General features: G+C 73.9%; 17 protein-coding genes. 15 read left to right on the top strand and 2 right to left on the bottom strand.

Annotated elements, in window-relative coordinates; translation table 11 throughout:
• The first annotated feature begins 288 nt into the window (after window positions 1-288).
• The 7 genes from ACZ55U_RS18145 (at window position 289) to obgE (ending at window position 8,343) form a co-directional block, all read left to right on the top strand.
• Window positions 289-549: a type II toxin-antitoxin system VapB family antitoxin gene (locus tag ACZ55U_RS18145; RefSeq protein WP_465527133.1), complete on the top strand. Its 261-nt coding sequence runs from the start codon at window positions 289-291 to the stop codon at window positions 547-549.
• Window positions 525-953, top strand: coding sequence for a PIN domain-containing protein (locus ACZ55U_RS18150; protein ID WP_465527134.1), 429 nt, complete (start codon window positions 525-527; stop codon window positions 951-953). The genes ACZ55U_RS18145 and ACZ55U_RS18150 overlap by 25 nt, the downstream gene beginning before the upstream one ends.
• Window positions 954-1,123: 170 nt before the next feature.
• Window positions 1,124-1,924, top strand: a complete 801-nt coding sequence (locus tag ACZ55U_RS18155) for a TIGR03936 family radical SAM-associated protein (protein ID WP_465527135.1) — start codon at window positions 1,124-1,126, stop codon at window positions 1,922-1,924.
• A gap of 396 nt (window positions 1,925-2,320) precedes the next feature.
• Window positions 2,321-5,923 carry an Rne/Rng family ribonuclease gene (locus tag ACZ55U_RS18160; protein WP_465527136.1) on the top strand — a complete coding sequence of 1,201 codons (3,603 nt, stop codon included), beginning with the start codon at window positions 2,321-2,323 and terminating at the stop codon, window positions 5,921-5,923.
• Between the two features lie 230 nt (window positions 5,924-6,153).
• Window positions 6,154-6,471, top strand: coding sequence for a 50S ribosomal protein L21 (rplU, locus tag ACZ55U_RS18165; RefSeq protein ID WP_045696828.1), 318 nt, complete (start codon window positions 6,154-6,156; stop codon window positions 6,469-6,471).
• A 14-nt stretch (window positions 6,472-6,485) separates the two neighbouring features.
• Window positions 6,486-6,743: a 50S ribosomal protein L27 gene (gene rpmA, locus ACZ55U_RS18170; RefSeq protein ID WP_030058248.1), complete on the top strand. Its 258-nt coding sequence runs from the start codon at window positions 6,486-6,488 to the stop codon at window positions 6,741-6,743.
• Window positions 6,744-6,864: 121 nt separating this feature from the next.
• Window positions 6,865-8,343 (top strand): GTPase ObgE, encoded by a 1,479-nt coding sequence (gene obgE, locus ACZ55U_RS18175; protein WP_465527137.1) that lies wholly within the window; start codon window positions 6,865-6,867, stop codon window positions 8,341-8,343.
• An 86-nt stretch (window positions 8,344-8,429) separates the two neighbouring features.
• Here obgE and ACZ55U_RS18180 read toward each other — a convergent pair whose 3' ends face one another.
• The gene (locus ACZ55U_RS18180; RefSeq protein ID WP_465527138.1) at window positions 8,430-9,185 is read right to left on the bottom strand and encodes a hypothetical protein; all 756 of its coding nucleotides are present in this window, start codon (window positions 9,183-9,185) and stop codon (window positions 8,430-8,432) included.
• A 312-nt stretch (window positions 9,186-9,497) separates the two neighbouring features.
• On the opposite strand from ACZ55U_RS18180, the gene proB reads away from it, so the two are divergent.
• The 5 genes from proB (at window position 9,498) to ACZ55U_RS18205 (ending at window position 14,639) form a co-directional block, all read left to right on the top strand.
• Complete coding sequence (gene proB, locus ACZ55U_RS18185) at window positions 9,498-10,634, top strand: glutamate 5-kinase (RefSeq protein ID WP_465527139.1); 1,137 nt, start codon at window positions 9,498-9,500, stop codon at window positions 10,632-10,634.
• 174 nt (window positions 10,635-10,808) lie between these two features.
• A complete protein-coding gene (locus ACZ55U_RS18190; protein WP_465527140.1) occupies window positions 10,809-11,330 on the top strand; it encodes a hypothetical protein in 522 nt (173 codons plus the stop codon).
• Between the two features lie 125 nt (window positions 11,331-11,455).
• A complete protein-coding gene (locus ACZ55U_RS18195; protein ID WP_465527141.1) occupies window positions 11,456-12,778 on the top strand; it encodes a glutamate-5-semialdehyde dehydrogenase in 1,323 nt (440 codons plus the stop codon).
• Window positions 12,779-12,880: 102 nt separating this feature from the next.
• Entirely contained in the window at window positions 12,881-13,444 is a 564-nt protein-coding gene (locus tag ACZ55U_RS18200; protein ID WP_465527209.1) for an SCO2584 family spore wall biosynthesis protein, read from the top strand.
• A gap of 133 nt (window positions 13,445-13,577) precedes the next feature.
• A complete protein-coding gene (locus ACZ55U_RS18205) occupies window positions 13,578-14,639 on the top strand; it encodes an SCO2583 family membrane protein (RefSeq protein WP_465527142.1) in 1,062 nt (353 codons plus the stop codon).
• A gap of 122 nt (window positions 14,640-14,761) precedes the next feature.
• Here the strand turns inward: ACZ55U_RS18205 and ACZ55U_RS18210 are convergent, their stop codons facing one another.
• Window positions 14,762-15,862: a M48 family metallopeptidase gene (locus tag ACZ55U_RS18210; RefSeq protein WP_465527143.1), complete on the bottom strand. Its 1,101-nt coding sequence runs from the start codon at window positions 15,860-15,862 to the stop codon at window positions 14,762-14,764.
• Between the two features lie 305 nt (window positions 15,863-16,167).
• Between ACZ55U_RS18210 and ACZ55U_RS18215 the strand changes: the two genes are divergently transcribed.
• From ACZ55U_RS18215 to nadD, 3 genes are all read left to right on the top strand, one after another.
• Window positions 16,168-16,368, top strand: a complete 201-nt coding sequence (locus tag ACZ55U_RS18215; protein ID WP_465527144.1) for a hypothetical protein — start codon at window positions 16,168-16,170, stop codon at window positions 16,366-16,368.
• Window positions 16,369-16,543: 175 nt separating this feature from the next.
• Window positions 16,544-16,699: a hypothetical protein gene (locus tag ACZ55U_RS18220; protein WP_181970583.1), complete on the top strand. Its 156-nt coding sequence runs from the start codon at window positions 16,544-16,546 to the stop codon at window positions 16,697-16,699.
• 145 nt (window positions 16,700-16,844) lie between these two features.
• The gene (gene nadD / locus ACZ55U_RS18225) at window positions 16,845-17,477 is read left to right on the top strand and encodes a nicotinate-nucleotide adenylyltransferase (protein ID WP_465527145.1); all 633 of its coding nucleotides are present in this window, start codon (window positions 16,845-16,847) and stop codon (window positions 17,475-17,477) included.
• Window positions 17,478-17,599 lie beyond the last annotated feature (122 nt).

Consider the following 17,599-nt stretch of genomic DNA (forward strand, 5'->3'; position numbering starts at 1 on the left):
TCAGCCACGTGATCATTCTGACGGTCCAGCGTCGCCCGGCACAGCAACCGGGCGATACATCACAACGGGGCGAACGTTGCCTGATGCGGCACTAGCCGCAGATGGACACCCAGATCCAGATCGGCCCGACGGGCAAGAAGCTGCTGCCTCTGACGGTCGTCAACAAGTAGTCGTATAAGCATCAGACCCTGCACTGGATGGATCAGTGCAGGGTCTGATGCATTTTCCATGGCGCCCAATGTATTGTCATGAGTGGATGTGCGATATATCCGAGTGGAGGTGTAGCGTATGGCCAAGACGATGATCGACCTCGATGAAGAGGCGCTGGCCCTGGCCGCCGAAGTGCTCGGGACCACGACGAAGAAGGACACCGTCAACGCTGCGCTCGCGGAGATAGGGGCGCGGCGTCGCAGGGAGCTCGCACTGCAGGAGTTGATCCGGCTCGCTGAGGACGGCGCGTTCGACAAGTTGATGGAGCCCGGGTTCAAGGACGAGGTCCGGCGCGGAAAGCAGGGTGGGGCTGAATGGGGGCACGGGAAGGCTTCCTGATCGACACCTCGGCGGCGGCGCGGCTGATCACGAAGCCGGCAGCGTTGTCGCTCTGGGGTGAGGCCCTGGCGGCGGGGAAGATCGGAATGTGCGCCCCGACCGAGGGCGAGCTGCTGTACTCGGCCCGGTCGGCCGCTGAAATGCGGGCGATGCAAGCACAGTTCGAGCGGCTGTACACGTGGTGTGTCGTGCCCGACGAGGTCTGGCGTGACGTCCGGGCCCTGCAGATCCGACTCGCCGAAACGGGCAGCCACCGGTGCGCCGGCGTGGTCGACCTCGTCGTCGCGGTCACGGCGATGCACCACGGGCTGACCGTGCTGCACTACGACCGGGACTTCGAGACCATCGCGAAGCACACCGACCTCAGTGCCAGGTGGCTGGCCGAGCCCGGGTCGCTGGACTGAGGAGCGGCTCTGACCAGGGGCGGAGCGAGGGGGGTGGCGGGGCGCGTACCCTTTGAGGTGACAGAGTCCGGACAGTGGCGGGAAGACGCCGCGCCGGACGGGGACAACTGACTAAGGACTGAGCGACCCTGGCACGCCGTACGCCCGACGGTCCGCCGCCCGCGCCGACGGTGCAGCGGATTCGTCTCCGCTACACCAAGCGCGGCCGGCTCCGCTTCACCAGCCACCGCGACTTCCAGCGCGCCTTCGAGCGCGCTCTGCGCCGGTCCGCCGTTCCGATGGCCTACTCGGCCGGCTTCACCCCGCACCCGAAGGTCTCCTACGCGAACGCGGCCCCGACCGGGGTGGCGAGCGAGGCGGAGTACCTGGAGATCGGCCTGGCCGCCGTGCGCGATCCCGAGCAGCTGCGGGCGCAGCTGGACGAGTCGCTGCCGGCCGGCCTGGACGTGATCGACGCGGTCGAGGTGCGGACGCCGAACTTCGTGGAGCGCCTGGAGGCCTCCGAGTGGCTGGTCCGGCTGGACGGCGTCGAGCCGGACGCCGCCGCCGAGGCGGTCGCGCGCTTCCTCGCCGCCGAGCGGGTCGAGGTCGAGCGACGCACCAAGAACGGCCTGCGGGTCTTCGACGCGCGGGGCGCGGTGGCGGCGCTGGAAGCCGTCCCGGCGCAGGTCGAGGCCGGTGCGGACGCCGGTGCCGGAACGGACCACGATGTTCGGACCGGCCGTCCCTGTGCGATACTGCGCCTGGTAGTACGACACGCCACACCCGCCGTACGACCCGACGACGTATTGTCCGGTCTCCGTGCGACGGCCGACCTGGCGCCGCCGGTCCCCGCAGAGGTGACCAGGCTGGCGCAGGGGCCGCTCGACGAGGAGGCCGGCACGGTGACCGACCCGCTGGCGCTCGACCGCGCGGCGGCTCCGGTCGGCTCGGAGCCGACTGCGGAGCCGCACGCTACCGCGTCCGCCTAGCGGGGGGAGGCCGGGTCCAGTGCCTCACTGGACCCGACGGTCCTCCAGGGTTTCCGCGGCTCCCCAGGGGAGCGAGCGTCGCCGCAGCGCAGGCCTGCCACCCGGGGCCTGCCGACCTGGAAGGTCGGCCGGTCCGGGACCCCGTCCGGGAGCCACCCGGGGTTGGGGGACGGCGCAGCTTGGGAAAACCTCAGAAGACTGGTCAGACCAGAAGACTTTCGACACCCCGCCGAGCGCGGGGCGCCGAGCGAGACTACGAGCCCCTGTGCGGCCTCGCGTCCGCGCGGCGGCACCGTCCAAAGGTGCGGTCCGGGCATCGTCGCGATGCCGGCCGCCCATCGGTGCCGTGCCGTGCCCGGATGCGGAGCCCGGGGGCCTGACGGGAGATCCACCCGCATGCTCGATAACACCGATCCGCAGCAGACTGCGGCCACGGAACAGAACGAAACCGCCGCGACCGGCGGCGAGGGCGCGTCCGCCGCGCCTCCGCGCCGTCGTCGCCGTGCGGTGTCCCGCCCGGCCGGTGCCCCGCAAGGTGCCGCCGCCGAGGCGGCCGAGACCGTGCTGCCGGCCGCCGAGCTGACGGCCGCCGCCCCGGCTCCGGCCGCCCCCGCTCCGGCCGCGGAGCCGGAGGCCGAGCCGGCCGCCGAGAAGCCGGTCCGGGCGCGCCGGACCCGCAAGCGGGCCGAGGCCCCCGCCGGGGCTCCGGAGGCCGCTCCGGTCGTGGTCACCGCGCCGGAGGCCGAGCAGGCCCCGGCGGGCGCGACCGCTGAGAAGGCCGGGACCGCCGAGAAGGCGGACAAGGACGAGAAGGCCGAGAAGCCGGTCCGGGCCCGCCGCACCCGCAAGCGCGCCGAGGCCCCCGCCGGTGCCCCCGCCGTCGAGGCCGAGGCCCCCGCCGTGGAGCCGGTGGCCGAGGAGGCCCCCGCCGCTCCGGCCCGCCGCCCCCGCCGCCGTCGCGTGGTCGAGGCCGCGCCGGTCGTCGAGGCCCCGGTCGAGGAGCCGCAGGCCGAGGAGCCCGCCGTCGAGGAGCCCGAGGAGGAGGCGGCCGAGGCCGTCACCGAGGCTCCCGCCGCCCAGCCGGTGGCCGAGCCCGCTCCGGCCGCCCCGGCCGCCGAGGCCGAGCCGCACCACCGGGTGCGCCGCCGCGCGGTCCGTCCGGCCACCGCCGTCTTCCAGGCCCCGGTGTTCCAGGAGCCGGCCCCCTTCGTCGCGCCGTCCACGCCGGCCGCGCCGCAGCAGCCCGCCGCCGCCCCGGCGCCGGCCGAGGCCCCGGCCGCGGTCGAGCGCGAGGACGACGACGAGTACGAGTACAGCGGCGTCGGCCGCCGTCGCCGGGTCCGCACCCGGGTGGAGCCGACCCGCCGCAAGCCGGCCGGCAAGGCCCAGCCCCAGGCGCAGGCCCCGGTGGCGGCCCCCGCGCCCGTCGTCGAGGCGCCCGCCGCCGAGACCCCCGCCGTGGAGGTCCCCGCCGCCGGTCCGGAGACCGAGGGCGAGTGGGAGGAGGACGGCCGTCCGTCGCGCCGTCGCCGCCGGGGCGGCCGTCGCCGCCGCCGTGGCGAGGCCGAGGAGTTCGAGGCCGCCGAGGCCGAGCAGCCCACCGCCGAGGAGCCGGCCGAGGCCGTCGCCGACGAGGAGGGCGAGGAGGACGACGACCTGGCCGCCGGCCTGTCCTCGTCGCGCCGCCGTCGCCGCCGTCGCCGCCGCAGCGGTGAGGCCGGCGCCGTGGAGACCGCCGAGACCACCGAGGACGGCGTCCGCACGGTGGTGAAGGTGCGCGAGCCGCGCCGCCGCTCCACCGAGCCGTCCTTCGACCCGGACGAGGTGCAGTCCATCAAGGGCTCCACCCGCCTGGAGGCCAAGAAGCAGCGCCGCCGCGAGGGCCGCGAGCTGGGCCGCCGCCGGGTGCCGATCATCACCGAGGCCGAGTTCCTGGCCCGCCGCGAGTCGGTCGAGCGCGTCATGGTGGTGCGCCAGAACGGCCAGCGCACCCAGATCGGCGTCCTTGAGGACGGCGTGCTGGTCGAGCACTACGTCAACAAGGAGCAGGCCACCTCGTACGTCGGCAACGTCTACCTGGGCAAGGTCCAGAACGTGCTGCCGTCGATGGAGGCCGCCTTCGTCGACATCGGCAAGGGCCGCAACGCGGTGCTGTACGCCGGTGAGGTCAACTTCGGCGCGCTGGGCGGCCACGGCGGCCCGCGCCGGATCGAGTCGGTGCTGAAGTCCGGCCAGTCCGTGCTGGTGCAGGTCTCCAAGGACCCGATCGGCCACAAGGGCGCCCGCCTGACCAGCCAGATCTCGCTGCCCGGCCGCTACCTGGTGTACGTGCCCGAGGGCTCGATGACCGGCATCTCGCGCAAGCTGCCCGAGAACGAGCGCGCCCGCCTGAAGCAGATCCTGAAGAAGATCGTCCCGGACGACGCGGGCGTCATCGTGCGCACCGCCGCCGAGGGCGCCTCCGAGGAGGAGCTGACCCGGGACGTCCAGCGCCTCCAGCAGCAGTGGGAGGACATCCAGAAGAAGGCCGCGACCGGCAACGCCCCGGCGCTGCTGTACGGCGAGCCGGACATGACCGTCCGGGTCGTCCGCGACATCTTCAACGAGGACTTCACCAAGGTCATCGTCTCCGGCGACGAGGCGTGGAAGACCATCCACGAGTACGTCTCCAACGTGGCCCCGGACCTCGCCGAGCGGCTCCAGCGGTGGACCTCCGAGGTGGACGTGTTCGCCACCTACCGGATCGACGAGCAGCTGATGAAGGCGCTGGACCGCAAGGTCTGGCTGCCCAGCGGCGGTTCGCTGGTGATCGACCGCACCGAGGCGATGGTCGTCATCGACGTCAACACCGGGAAGTTCGTCGGCCAGGGCGGCAACCTGGAGGAGACGGTCACCCGGAACAACATCGAGGCGGCCGAGGAGATCGTGCGCCAGCTGCGGCTGCGCGACCTCGGCGGCATCATCGTGATCGACTTCATCGACATGGTGCTGGAGTCCAACCGGGACCTGGTGCTGCGCCGCCTGCTGGAGTGCCTGGGCCGGGACCGGACCAAGCACCAGGTGGCCGAGGTCACCTCGCTGGGCCTGGTCCAGATGACCCGCAAGCGGGTCGGCCAGGGCCTGCTGGAGTCCTTCTCCGAGCCGTGCGTGCACTGCAACGGCCGCGGCGTGATCGTCCACATGGAGCAGCCGAGCGCCCACGTCCACGCCCCCGTGGCGGCGGGCGAGGCCGGCTCGGGCGGCGGCAAGCGCCGTCGCCGGGGCAAGGGCGGCGCGGGCCACGAGGAGCCGCAGGCCGTCGAGGCCGCGGTGGCCGCCGTGGCGGAGCCGGTCGAGGACCTCGTCGAGCCGGCCGAGCCGGTGCGCGAGGAGATCGAGGGCCAGCTGGCCCTGGAGGTCCCGGGCGTCGAGGCGCCGGCCGAGGAGGCCGCGGAGGCTCCCGCCGCCGAGGCGGCCGTGGCCGAGGCTCCGGCCGTCGAGGCGCCGGTGTCCGCTCCGGCGGGCCGTCCGCGCCGCCGGGCGGTGCGCAAGGCGACGGCTCCGGCCGGTTCGCCGAACAACGCCGAGATCGTGGTGCTCCAGGCGAAGGCCGAGGCAGCGCTGGAGGCGGCCCTGGAGGCCGCGGCTCCGGCCGCCGCCGAGGCCGCCGCCGAAGCCGTCGCCGAGGCGCCGGGCGAGCCGGTCGTGGTCGCGGAGGCCGCGGTCGTCGAGGCTCCGGCCGTTGCCGAGGCCGCTACCGAGACCGTCGCGGAGGCCCCCGAGGCCGTCGAGGCGCCCGAGGCCGCCGAGACCGTCGAGGCGCCGGTCGAGGAGGCTCCCGCCGAGGAGGCTCCGGCGCCGAAGAAGCGGGCCGCCCGCAAGACCGCCGCGAAGAAGACCGCCGCCAAGAAGACCACCGCGGCGGCCAAGAAGACCACCGCCCGCAAGACCGCGACCAAGCGGACGAGCGCGGCGGCCAAGAAGGCCGCGGCCGCCGAGGGTGATACGGCAGCCGAGTAGTGCCCACGCCCCGGGGCGGGATCGACTCCCGCCCCGGGCCGTACGGGCCGGTTTGCCCCTGGGGCGGCCGGTCCGTATTCTTGACCATCGGCGTGTCTACGCCATGCTCCCGAGCACATCACCTTCCCGGGGTCGCCGCGTTCGCGCGGAGGGCCGGGAAGAGGCCCCTGTGTCCGTACCCAGGTGGCTGGCGTCGGGGGTTCCGACCGAGCAAGGAAAGCAGGTACCGCATGTACGCGATCGTTCGCGCAGGCGGCCGCCAGCACAAGGTCGCCGTGGGCGACGTGCTGGAGATCGACCGCATCGAGGCCAAGCCGGGTGACTCGGTCGAGCTCTCGACCATCCTCGTCGTCGACGGTGACGCCGTCACCTCCGACCCGTGGGTCCTGGCCGGCGTGAAGGCTCACGCCGAGGTGGTCGACCAGACCAAGGGTGACAAGATCGTCATCCTGCGCTACAAGAACAAGACCGGCTACCGCCGTCGTCAGGGTCACCGTCAGCAGCACACCGCGGTGCGCATCACCAGCATCGACTCGGTCAGCAAGTAAGGGGATAGCGAAAGATGGCACACAAGAAGGGCGCAAGCTCTACTCGTAACGGCCGCGACTCGAACGCCCAGCGCCTCGGCGTGAAGCGCTTCGGCGGCCAGGTCGTCTCGGCCGGCGAGATCCTCGTCCGCCAGCGCGGCACCCACTTCCACCCGGGTGCCGGTGTCGGTCGCGGTGGCGACGACACCCTGTTCGCGCTGACCGCCGGTGCGGTGCAGTTCGGCAACCGTCGCGGCCGCAAGGTCGTCAACATCGTGGCCGTCGAGGCCTGAGTCCCCGCGGACTCCCGGGTCTGAGAAGACCCACAGTGAAGGGTGGGCCGGAATTCTCCGGTCCACCCTTCGCGCTTTACGCAGGTAGCAAGCAGACTCTCGCGCACTGGAGGCACACCCCATGACCACCTTCGTGGACCGCGTCGAACTTCACGTCGCCGCGGGTAACGGGGGCCACGGCTGCGCCTCCGTGCACCGCGAGAAGTTCAAGCCGCTCGGCGGGCCGGACGGCGGCAACGGCGGTGAGGGCGGCAGCGTCATCCTCACCGTGGACTCGCAGGTCACCACCCTGCTCGAGTACCACCACTCGCCCAAGCGCAAGGCCACCAACGGCAAGCCGGGCGCGGGCGGCCACCGCACCGGCGCGGACGGCGAGGACCTCGTCCTGCTGGTGCCGGACGGCACCGTGGTGCTGGACCGCAAGGGCAACGTCCTGGCCGACCTCGTCGGGCACGGCACCAGCTTCGTCGCCGCCCAGGGCGGCCGCGGCGGCCTCGGCAACGCCGCGCTGGCCTCGGCCCGCCGCAAGGCGCCCGGCTTCGCGCTGCTCGGCGAGCCCGGCGAGGCCCGTGACATCGTCATGGAGCTCAAGTCCGTCGCCGACGTGGCCCTGGTGGGCTACCCGAGCGCCGGCAAGTCCTCGCTGATCTCGGTGCTCTCCGCCGCCAAGCCGAAGATCGCGGACTACCCGTTCACCACCCTCATCCCCAACCTCGGCGTGGTCACCGCGGGCGAGACCGTCTACACCATCGCCGACGTGCCCGGCCTGATCCCGGGGGCCAGCCAGGGCCGCGGCCTCGGCCTGGAGTTCCTGCGGCACGTCGAGCGCTGCTCGGTGCTGGTGCACGTGCTGGACTGCGCCACCCTGGAGCCCGGCCGCGACCCGCTGAGCGACCTGGAGACCATCGAGGCCGAACTCGCCGAGTACGGCGGCCTGGACGACCGCCCGCGCCTGGTCGCGCTCAACAAGGTGGACGTCCCGGACGGCCAGGACATCGCCGACCTGACCCGCGCCTCCCTGGAGGAGCGCGGCTACCGGGTGTTCGAGGTCTCCGCCGCCTCCCGCAAGGGCCTGCGCGAGCTGAGCTTCGCGATGGCCGGGATCGTCGCCGAGGCCCGCGCCGCCAAGCCGGCCGAGGAGTCCACCCGGATCGTGCTGCGGCCCAAGGCCGTCGACGACGCGGGCTTCACCATCACCGAGGAGGACGGCGCCTACCGCATCCGCGGCGTCAAGCCGGAGCGCTGGGTCCGCCAGACCGACTTCGCCAACGACGAGGCCGTCGGCTACCTCGCCGACCGGCTGGCCCGCCTCGGCGTCGAGCAGGAGCTGTGGAAGGTCGGGGCGCACGAGGGCGACACCGTCATCATCGGCCCGGACGAGAACGCCGTCGTCTTCGACTGGGAGCCGACCATGGCCGCCGGCGCCGAGATGCTCGGCCGCCGCGGTGAGGACCACCGCTTCGAGACCCAGCGCCCGGCCGTCGACCGCCGCCGCGAGAAGCAGAAGGGCCGGGACGCGGCCGAGGCCGAGTTCCTCGCCTTCGAGGCGCTCTCCAGCGGCCGCCAGGCCGCCATCGAGGGCGACGACGAGGACTACTGAGCCCTCCGGGTCCGCTGAGCGTCCGACGGCCCCCGCCACCTGCCGAGGTGGCGGGGGCCGTCCGCGTCGTCAGCGGTGACGGCGCGTCACTTCGCCCAGGCGGCCTGGAGCTTGAGCGGGTCGACCAGGTCGGTGTAGCCGACCGCGGCCGGGGTGTTCCCGGTGGTGGCGATGATGGTGCAGCCCTTGACCTCGGCGCTCTTGGCCACGCCCTGGAACTTCGCGCCGGTGCACTTGGGCAGCGGGGTGGCGGCGGTCATGGCGTTGATGCCCTTCTTGCCGGTGGTGTCGAAGACGACGAACTTGGAGTCCGGAGCGGTGAAGGAGAGGCTGGCGTCCCCGAGGTTCTTGATGGTGTAGCTGACGTACATCGGGGTGCGGCCCTCCAGGCCGGCGGTGGTGACCTTGGCGGCGGTGAGCTCCTGGAGCGAGCCGACCTCGATGCCGGTGACGGTGATCTCCAGCTTGGTGGCGACCTTGGCGGTCTTGTCGGCGAAGTCCACGGTGGCGCTCTGGCCGATCTTCACGCTGGTGGCCGCCGCCGGAACGCCCCCGCCGGCCCCGCCGCCGGCCGTACCGGCCCCGCCCGTGGCCCCGGCCGTGGCGCCGGTCGCCGCGCCCGAGGGGGCCGCGGTCGAACCGCCGGTCGCGCCGCCGGAGGCGGCCCCCGGAGCCGCGCCGGTCTGGCTGCCCGGAGCCGCGCCGGTCTGTGCCGGAGCCGCGCCGGTGGCGGCGCCGGCACCGGCCGGAGTGTCCGCGTTGTCCGGCCCGCAGGCCGCGAGCGACAGGGCGGTGGCCGCCGCGAGCGCGGCGACGGTCAGCTTGGTGGTGTACGAACGCATGATGCGCTGTTCTCCTGGGCGCGCGACCGCGACCGTTGCCGGCCTTTGCCCAGTGCGGCGCCGCCCGTCGTGAAACGAAGGGTCGAAGACATGGGTACAGCGGGCAAGAAGCCGTCCCCCGATCTGGCTTGCGGTCAGGGACCATACCAGCCCCCCGGATCGGTGGAACGGCTGTGGCGAGCCCGTGACCGGCCCGGGTCCAGCCGGTGAAACACCCCGGGGGTGACCTGTCGGGATCGCGTAGATTTCGGGGGTCGGCGGCCGGCCCCGGGCCCGCCGCACCCGCACCACACCGGAAGGGCGTACAGCGAGATGAGCGAGGACTCTCTGCGTGAGGAAGTGCTGACCGCACGGCGGATCGTCGTCAAGGTCGGCTCCTCCTCCCTGACCACGGCGGGCGGCGGCCTGGACGCCGACCGCGTCGACGCCCTGGTGGACGCGCTCGCCAAGGTGCGGGCCCGCCCCGAGGCACCGGAGGTCGTCCTCGTCTCCTCCGGCGCCATCGCCGCCGGGCTCGCCCCGCTCGGCCTGGACCGGCGTCCCAAGGACCTGGCCCGCCAGCAGGCCGCCGCCAGCGTCGGCCAGGGCCTGCTGGTCGCCCGGTACACCGCCTCCTTCGCCCGGTACGGCATCCGGGTCGGCCAGGTGCTCCTCACCGCCGAGGACGCCAGCCGGCGCGCCCACTACCGCAACGCCTACCGCACCCTGGACCAGCTGCTGGCGATGGGCGCGATGCCGATCGTCAACGAGAACGACACCGTCGCCACCGCCGAAATCAAGTTCGGTGACAACGACCGGCTCGCCGCCCTCGTCGCCCACCTGGTCCGGGCCGACCTGCTGGTGCTGCTCTCCGACGTCGACGGCCTGTACGACGGCGACCCGTCCCGCCCCGGCACCAGCCGGATCGCCGAGGTGCGCGGCCCGCAGGACCTCGACGGCATCGAGATCGGCAGCGCCGGCAAGGCCGGGGTCGGCACCGGCGGCATGGTCACCAAGGTCGAGGCGGCCCGGATCGCCACCGGCGCCGGCATCCCGGTGGTGCTCACCGCCGCCAGCCAGGCCGCCGACGCGCTGGCCGGCCGGCCCACCGGCACGCTCTTCCTGCGCACCGGCAGCCGCACCTCCGACCGGATGCTCTGGCTGGCCCACGCGAGCAGCCCGCGCGGGGCGCTGCACCTGGACGAGGGCGCCGTCCGCGCGGTCGTCTCCGGCGGCGCCTCGCTACTGCCGGCCGGGGTCACCAGGGTCGACGGGGAGTTCGCCGCGGGTGATCCGGTGGACCTTATTGCCGAAAACGGCCACATCGTGGCTCGCGGACTGGTCAACTTTGATGCGAGGGAGTTGCCCCGCCTGCTCGGCCGGTCCACCCGCGACCTGGCCCAGGAGTTCGGCGCCGGGTACGAGCGCGAGGTCGTCCACCGCGACGACCTGGTCGTTCTGCGCGGCTGACCGGCCCGGCGGGCCGGCACCGGCCGCCCGTCCCGATCGGCGCAGTACGGACGACGGGCCGCTCCGGACCGCGGTGGCCCGGCCACGGGCGAGGAGGGGCGCAGCCGTACCGGCCGGCCGAGGGCCGGCGGGGCCGGTGGGGACGACACGACATCGCCGAACAGGAGGCCGCCGGTGGAACGCAGGCGCGAGGCAGCGCTGACCGCAGGGACGGCGGGCCGGCGGCTGACCAGCATCGACGGCGGGCGCGGGGACGGCCCCGCCGAGCCGGCCGGTCCGCCGCAGCGGCCCGGCGGGGTGCGCAGGCTGCGGCCCGAACGCGACCGGGCGGCCCAGCCGCCCACCGTCCCCGAGCAGGCCCGGCTGTGGCACGTGGTGCTGAGCGTGTCCGGGCAGGTCACCCCGCTGCCCTCGCTGCGCGCCTCGCTGGAGCGACTGGCGCACGACCACTCGTTCTTCCTGACCGCCCGCTACGCGGCCGACCACGCCGAGATCCGCTACTGGGAGCAGGCCCGGGACCTGCACGACGCGGCGGCCATCGCGCTGCGGCTGTGGGGCGAGCACAAGGTCACCGCGAACCTGCCGCCCTGGGAGATCGTCGGGCTGGAGGTGGTCGACCGGGCGACGTACCACAAACGGGTGGCGGAGGGCTTCGGCGATCCGCCGCCGCACCTGGGCGGGGTGCACCCGTACTGAGCCGCCCCCACCGGGAACCGGCCGTCGCGACCGGGGCCGCCCCGCCGGTACGGGGCCGTCGCGACGGCGTCTCATCCGGCGAAACGCGGCCGGGCGGGACGGACCCGGTCGCTACTCTTGGCGGCATGACCAGCGACCTCGCCACCGCCGACAGCCCCGTCCTCGCCGTAGCGCGCCGAGCCAGGGCGGCCGCCGCCGCGCTCGCCCCGCTGCCGCGCAGGGCCAAGGACGCCGCGCTGCTGGCGGTCGCGGACGCGCTGGTGGCCCGCGCCGCGGAGATCCTCGCGGCCAACGCCGAGGACGTGTCCAGGGCCCGCGCGGCCGGCACGCCCGAGTCGGTGATCGACCGGCTGACCCTGACCGACGAGCGGATCGCCGCGATCGCCTCGGACGTGCGCGACGTGGCCGGCCTGCCCGACCCGGTCGGCGAGGTGGTGCGCGGCTACACGCTGCCCAACGGCCTGGACGTGCGGCAGGTCCGGGTGCCGCTCGGCGTGGTCGGCATCATCTACGAGGCCCGGCCGAACGTCACCGCGGACGCCGCCGCGCTCTGCCTCAAGTCCGGCAACGCGGTGCTGCTGCGCGGCTCCGCCTCGGCCTACCGCTCCAACACCGCGCTGGTCGCCGTGCTGCGCGACGCCGTCGCCGCGGCCGGGCTGCCCGCCGACGCGGTCCAGCTGGTGCCGGGGGAGAGCCGCGATTCGGTGCGGGAGCTGATGCGCGCCCGCGGCCACGTCGACGTGCTGATCCCGCGCGGCGGCGCCTCGCTGATCCGCACCGTGGTCGAGGGCTCGACCGTCCCGGTGATCGAGACCGGCACCGGCAACTGCCACGTCTACGTGGACGCCGAGACGGACCTCGCGATGGCCGTGGGCATCCTGCTCAACTCCAAGGCGCAGCGGGTCAGCGTCTGCAACGCGGCCGAGACCCTGCTGGTCCACCAGGACGTCGCGGAGGCCTTCCTGCCGCTGGCGCTGGCGGCGCTCGCCGAGGCCGGGGTGACGGTGCACGGCGACACGGCGGTGCTGAAGGCCGCCGAGGGCGGCCCGGCCACCGTGGTGCCGGCCACCGACGAGGACTGGGGCGCCGAGTACCTCTCGCTGGACCTGGCCGCCGCCGTGGTGCCCTCGCTGGACGCCGCCGTCGCGCACATCCGCCGCTGGTCCTCCGGCCACACCGAGGCGATCGTCACCACCTCGCAGGCCGCCGCCCGCCGCTTCACCCAGCTGGTGGACTCCACCACGGTGGCCGTCAACGCCTCCACGCGCTTCACCGACGGCGGTGAGTTCGGCTTCGGCGCGGAGATCGGCATCTCCACCCAGAAGCTGCACGCCCGCGGCCCGATGGGCCTGCCCGAGCTGACCAGCACCAAGTACATCGTCACTGGTGACGGGCACGTGCGGGGCGAGCGGACGCAGACCGTGGGCGGGGGCGCGGACGGGCGCTGAACGCGGCGCGAAGGCCGGCCGTCACACGTGTGACGGACCAACTGGCAGGAGCCACAGACAAATCGCCCGGCCGGTAATACGCTGAATCCCGTGGCTGAGGATGTGGGGGGCTTGCCGTACCCCGACGGTGCCGACCACGGTGGTGCGGACGACGAGTTCGCCACCGTGGTCTTCGATGAGGCCTTCGTCCGGTCCGCCGCCGTGCACGAGCCGACCGCCAAGGAGCGGCAACTCGCCGCTGCCGAGGCGCGGTTCGAGCCGGATGCCGCGGGCCCGGGCTGGAGCTATGACGTCCCGGCCGGGGACGGGCTGCCGCTGGAGTTGCGCCCGTACCCGAGCGGACTCGACGCGGACCACCTCTACCCCGATCCCTGGTCGGGGCCGGACCGGGCGGCCGACCGCCGCCGGTGGCGGCGCGGCTACGACCCGGTGCGCGCCCGCGGCCGGTACGTGGCGCAGCAGCGCTGGCACCGGCCGGTGGCCTGGGTGCTCGCCGTGATCATGGGCGTGAGCCTGGTGGCGGTGGCGGTCGCGGCGATCTCCCAGGGCGTGGGCGGCTCCTCGGGCACGCCCCGGCGGCCCGAGTCCGGCAGCAGCAGCGCCGGGGCCGACCCGGGGCAGGCACCGGCCGAGCCGCCGCTGGTGGTCACGGCGCCCGCGGGCTAGGTGTTCTGACCCGTGAGGTCGGCCGAGGCCACGGATTCGGCCGAGGTCGCGGGGGCGCCCGGTCACGGAGCGTCCCCGGGAATGTGCGCCCCGGCCCCTCGTGGTGGCGGTGGTGTCCGCCTACCCTGGTGGTGTGGGTGACCCGCGAGAGCCTCCTGAGGGTGCGCCCGAGGGCGGTTCCGGCAACGAGGACGAATTCCGGTCCGTCGTGTTCGACGAATCGTTCGTGCGGGCTGCCCGGATCCAGGAGCTGTCCGCCCGGGAGCGGCTGGCCGGCCCGCTCGGCAAGGCCACCCGGCCGCGGGTGCGGCTCGGCCCGCTGGGCACCGTCCCGCGCCAGGCGCTCGCCCTGCTGCTGCTCATCCTGCTGGCCTTCGGAGCCGCGGTGTACTTCGGGGTGAGGACGCCGACGGGCACCGCGGTACGCCCCGAGGGCAGTCAACTCACGGTCAGTCTGGTCGCGTTGGCCCCGGCTTCGGTGGTCCACCCGGTCGCCGACCCGGCGGACCCGTTCGCCGCGCTGCCCGTCGGCTACGAGGAGGGCACGCTCGGGCTGAACACCCCGACCGCGGCCGCCGCCGGGAGCTTCAGCCGGATCGAGGTGGCCAAGGCGCTCGACACCGTCCAGCGCTACCTGGTCGCCTCCTCGCTGTCCCCGGCCACGCTCGTCCGGGGCGCCACCGCGGACGTACGGACCTTCGTCACGCCCGGTGAGCAGGCCGGGTTCGACACGAGCGTCGCGCAGCCGGTGGACGACCGGCACCACGCGGCGACCGGCTGGATGGTGCGCTTCGATCCGGCCCGGGTCGCGCTGGCCTCGAACACCGTGAAGGTGGTCGGCGCGATGCGGATCGACGAGGCGGCCGACGGGACCCTGGAGGTCACCACCGACCACACCTTCGTCTACGCGCTGAAGCCGGCCGGGGCCCCGGCCGGAGCGCCGGTCACCCTGGAGACGGTGCGGCGGCAGCTGACCTTCGAGTTCGACCGGGTCGACCTGGCCTCGGGGCAGCTGCGGCTGGTGGACTCGGTGGTGCAGGCCGGGCCGGAGCCCTGCGGCACCTCGACGGCGGGCTTCCTCCAGCCGGTGCTGGCCACCGCGCAGGGCACGGCGGTCGCGCCGCCGGCGCCGGTGGACCCGGGTAACCACACGCTGCCGGGCTGGCAGGTGTGCGGGGTGCTGGCGGGCGGCTGAGGGGGATCGGGGCCGGGGGCCGAGGGGCCGGGGGAGTGAGGGGGCCGGGGGAGTGGCGGGGCCCGGACGGCGCGGCGGCCGGCGCCCGGGCGGGCACCGGCCGCCGTCGCGGACCGTGCGGATCAGCCGCCGTCGCGCTCCGAGGAGCCGCTGCCCGGGCCGCCGCTGCCCGAGGAGCCGTTCGTCGAGGAGCCGTTGCGGGCGCCGCCCCCGGTGAAGGTGTCGCGGAGCTTGCCGCCGACGGTCGCGGCGCCGCCGGCGACGTCCCGGAGCAGGCCCATCAGCGGGTCCTTGCTCTCCTTGACCGAGGTCGTGTAGTGCTCGGCGGCGGCCTTCCACTGCTCGCTGACCGAGGCGTCCGGGTCGTCCGCGCGGCGCGGGTAGGCGCCGGCCAGGATCGAGCGGTACTCGTCGCTCTCCGCCCACTTCTTCAGCCGGGCGACCCGGACCACCGCGAAGGGGTGGGTCTGCGGCAGCAGCTGGAGCACCTTGAGCACGCCGTCGCGCAGGTCGCCGGCCTTCTCGTACTCCTCGGCCTGCTCCAGGAAGGCATCGACGTTCATCTCGGCCAGGTTGTGGCCGCCGGCCAGCTTCATCAGGGCCCGCATGGACGCCTGGAGGTCCTGCCCGGCGAGCAGGCCGGCCCGGTCGCTGGACAGCTCCGCCTTGCGGAACCACTCCTTGAGCGCGGTGATGATCGCGGTGATCGCCAGGTTGCCGAGCGGCACCCAGGCGATCCGGGTGGCGATGTTGGTGAGGATCATCAGCATCGTCCGGTAGACGGCGTGGCCGGACATCGCGTGGCCGACCTCGTGGCCGATGACGGAGCGCAGCTCCTCCTCGTCGAGCAGCTCGACCAGGCCGCTGGTGATCACGATGATCGGGGTGTCGATGCCGATGCAGTACGCGTTGACCGTCGGATCCTGGGTGACGTACAGGTCCGGGACCTGCTCTAGGTCGAGCACGTACGCGGCGTCGCGGACCATGTCGTGCAGCTCAGGGAACTGGCGCTCGGAGGTCTTCACGGCGGTGGCCAGGAACATCAGCCGGATCGCCCGCTCGGAGACCAGCCCGGCGAGCTTCTTCAGGATGTCGTCGAAGCCGGTCAGCTTGCGCAGCGCGACCAGGGCCGAGCGGTCCGCCGGGTGCTCCCAGGCCCGGGTGGATATGCCGGGGAAGCGCTGGCGGCGGCGGCTCGGGCTCTTCGAGGTCGGGTCGGTCATGGTCTGAGTACCTCCTGGTCGACGGCGGCCGCGGCCCGCTGGCCCGCCCCCCGCTGGTCTTCACCTGCAACGACTGTCTGTGCAACGTCCGTGGTTGCGTACTCGTCCCCGGGGTCAGCGTACGCGCGGGGGCCGGGCGGGGCGCCGTCCGGCCGCCGGGCGAGGCGGACCGGGGCGGCCGGGACGGCCGGGGCGGACCGGGGCGGCCGGGGCGGGCCAGCGGTCGGGGCGACCGGGGTGGCCGGGGCGTGCCGCCGGGGCCGGTGGGCGCCGCCGGTGTGAAGCCGGTTTACCCTGAGGCCTGGATGACCGAGACCGGACCCGGCCGCGGTACCGAGCAGTTCGAGGAGCCCCCGCAGATGTCCACCGACACGCTTGTCAGCCTGGCCGCGCCCATCTCCGACGAGTCCGGTCCGGGCCTGTTCCTGCGGATCATCGTGGTCGCGTCCTTCGTGGGCATCGGCCTGCTGATCTGGATCATGGCCCGCGCCTTCAAGAACAACTAGTCCGGGCCCCGCCGGCAGCGGCCCGAGCCCCTTCCGCGGCCCGTGCTCACGCCCGGTCAGTGGCGGTGGGCCGCCGAGCGGTTGCCGTGTAACCACCCGTACGATGACGGGTGGGCCCTCACCGGCCCGGAAGAACCCCTGGTCCGTCCACCGAGCCGAGAAGGTCCCGCCGACCATGAGCACTGCTGCCGCACTCCCCGTTCTGAACCTGCTCGCCGAGGGCGAGGGGGGCAACCACGACAGTCTGAACCCGGCCCTGACCGGTGGCGCCGCGCTGGTCATCCTGCTGGTCCTGCTCTTCATCACCACCCGCTTCAACCGGGACCGCTGAGCCGGCTTCCGGGACCGCTCGGGGAGCGTCCGACCACGGGTCGGCCGCTCCCTCACGCATCTGCGGACAACCCCCACCAGCTCTGCCGGAGACCCCCACCCGGCCGTTCCCGCACCGCAACGGGCGTCGCGTAAGGTGTGGCGGCATGGGAGAGCAGGCCGGGAATCCCGGCGGACCGGAACCGGTGAAGAAGCGCCTCGGCGTGATGGGCGGCACCTTCGACCCGATCCACCACGGCCACCTCGTCGCCGCCAGTGAGGTCGCCAGCGCGTTCCACCTGGACGAGGTGATCTTCGTGCCGACCGGGCAGCCGTGGCAGAAGAGCGACCGCCACGTCACCCCGGCCGAGGACCGCTACCTGATGACGGTCATCGCCACCGCCGAGAACCCGCAGTTCTCGGTCAGCAGGATCGACATCGACCGCGAGGGCCCGACGTACACCGTCGACACCCTGCGCGACCTGCACACCCTGCACCCGGACGCCGACCTCTTCTTCATCACCGGCGCCGACGCGCTCGCCCAGATTCTGTCCTGGCGCGACTCCGACGAGCTCTTCTCGCTGGCCCACTTCATCGGGTGCACCCGCCCGGGGCACACCCTGTCGGACGCCGGGCTCCCGGTCGGCGGGGTCTCGCTGGTGGAGGTCCCGGCGCTGGCCATCTCCTCCACGGACTGCCGCAACCGGGTCGCCAAGGGCGAACCGGTCTGGTACCTCGTCCCGGACGGCGTGGTCCGCTACATCGACAAGCGGGCGCTGTACGCGCCGCGCGGGGACTGATCCGGGAGCGGTGCATGACTGATCGCAGCGACGGCCGGCGGCCGGAGGACTGGTCCACCGGGCAGTACCAGCAGCCGTACCAGGAGTACCCGCCGCAACAGCCGCAGCAGGCGCAGCCGACG

It is taken from the genome of Kitasatospora sp. NPDC034533 (assembly GCF_055575155.1).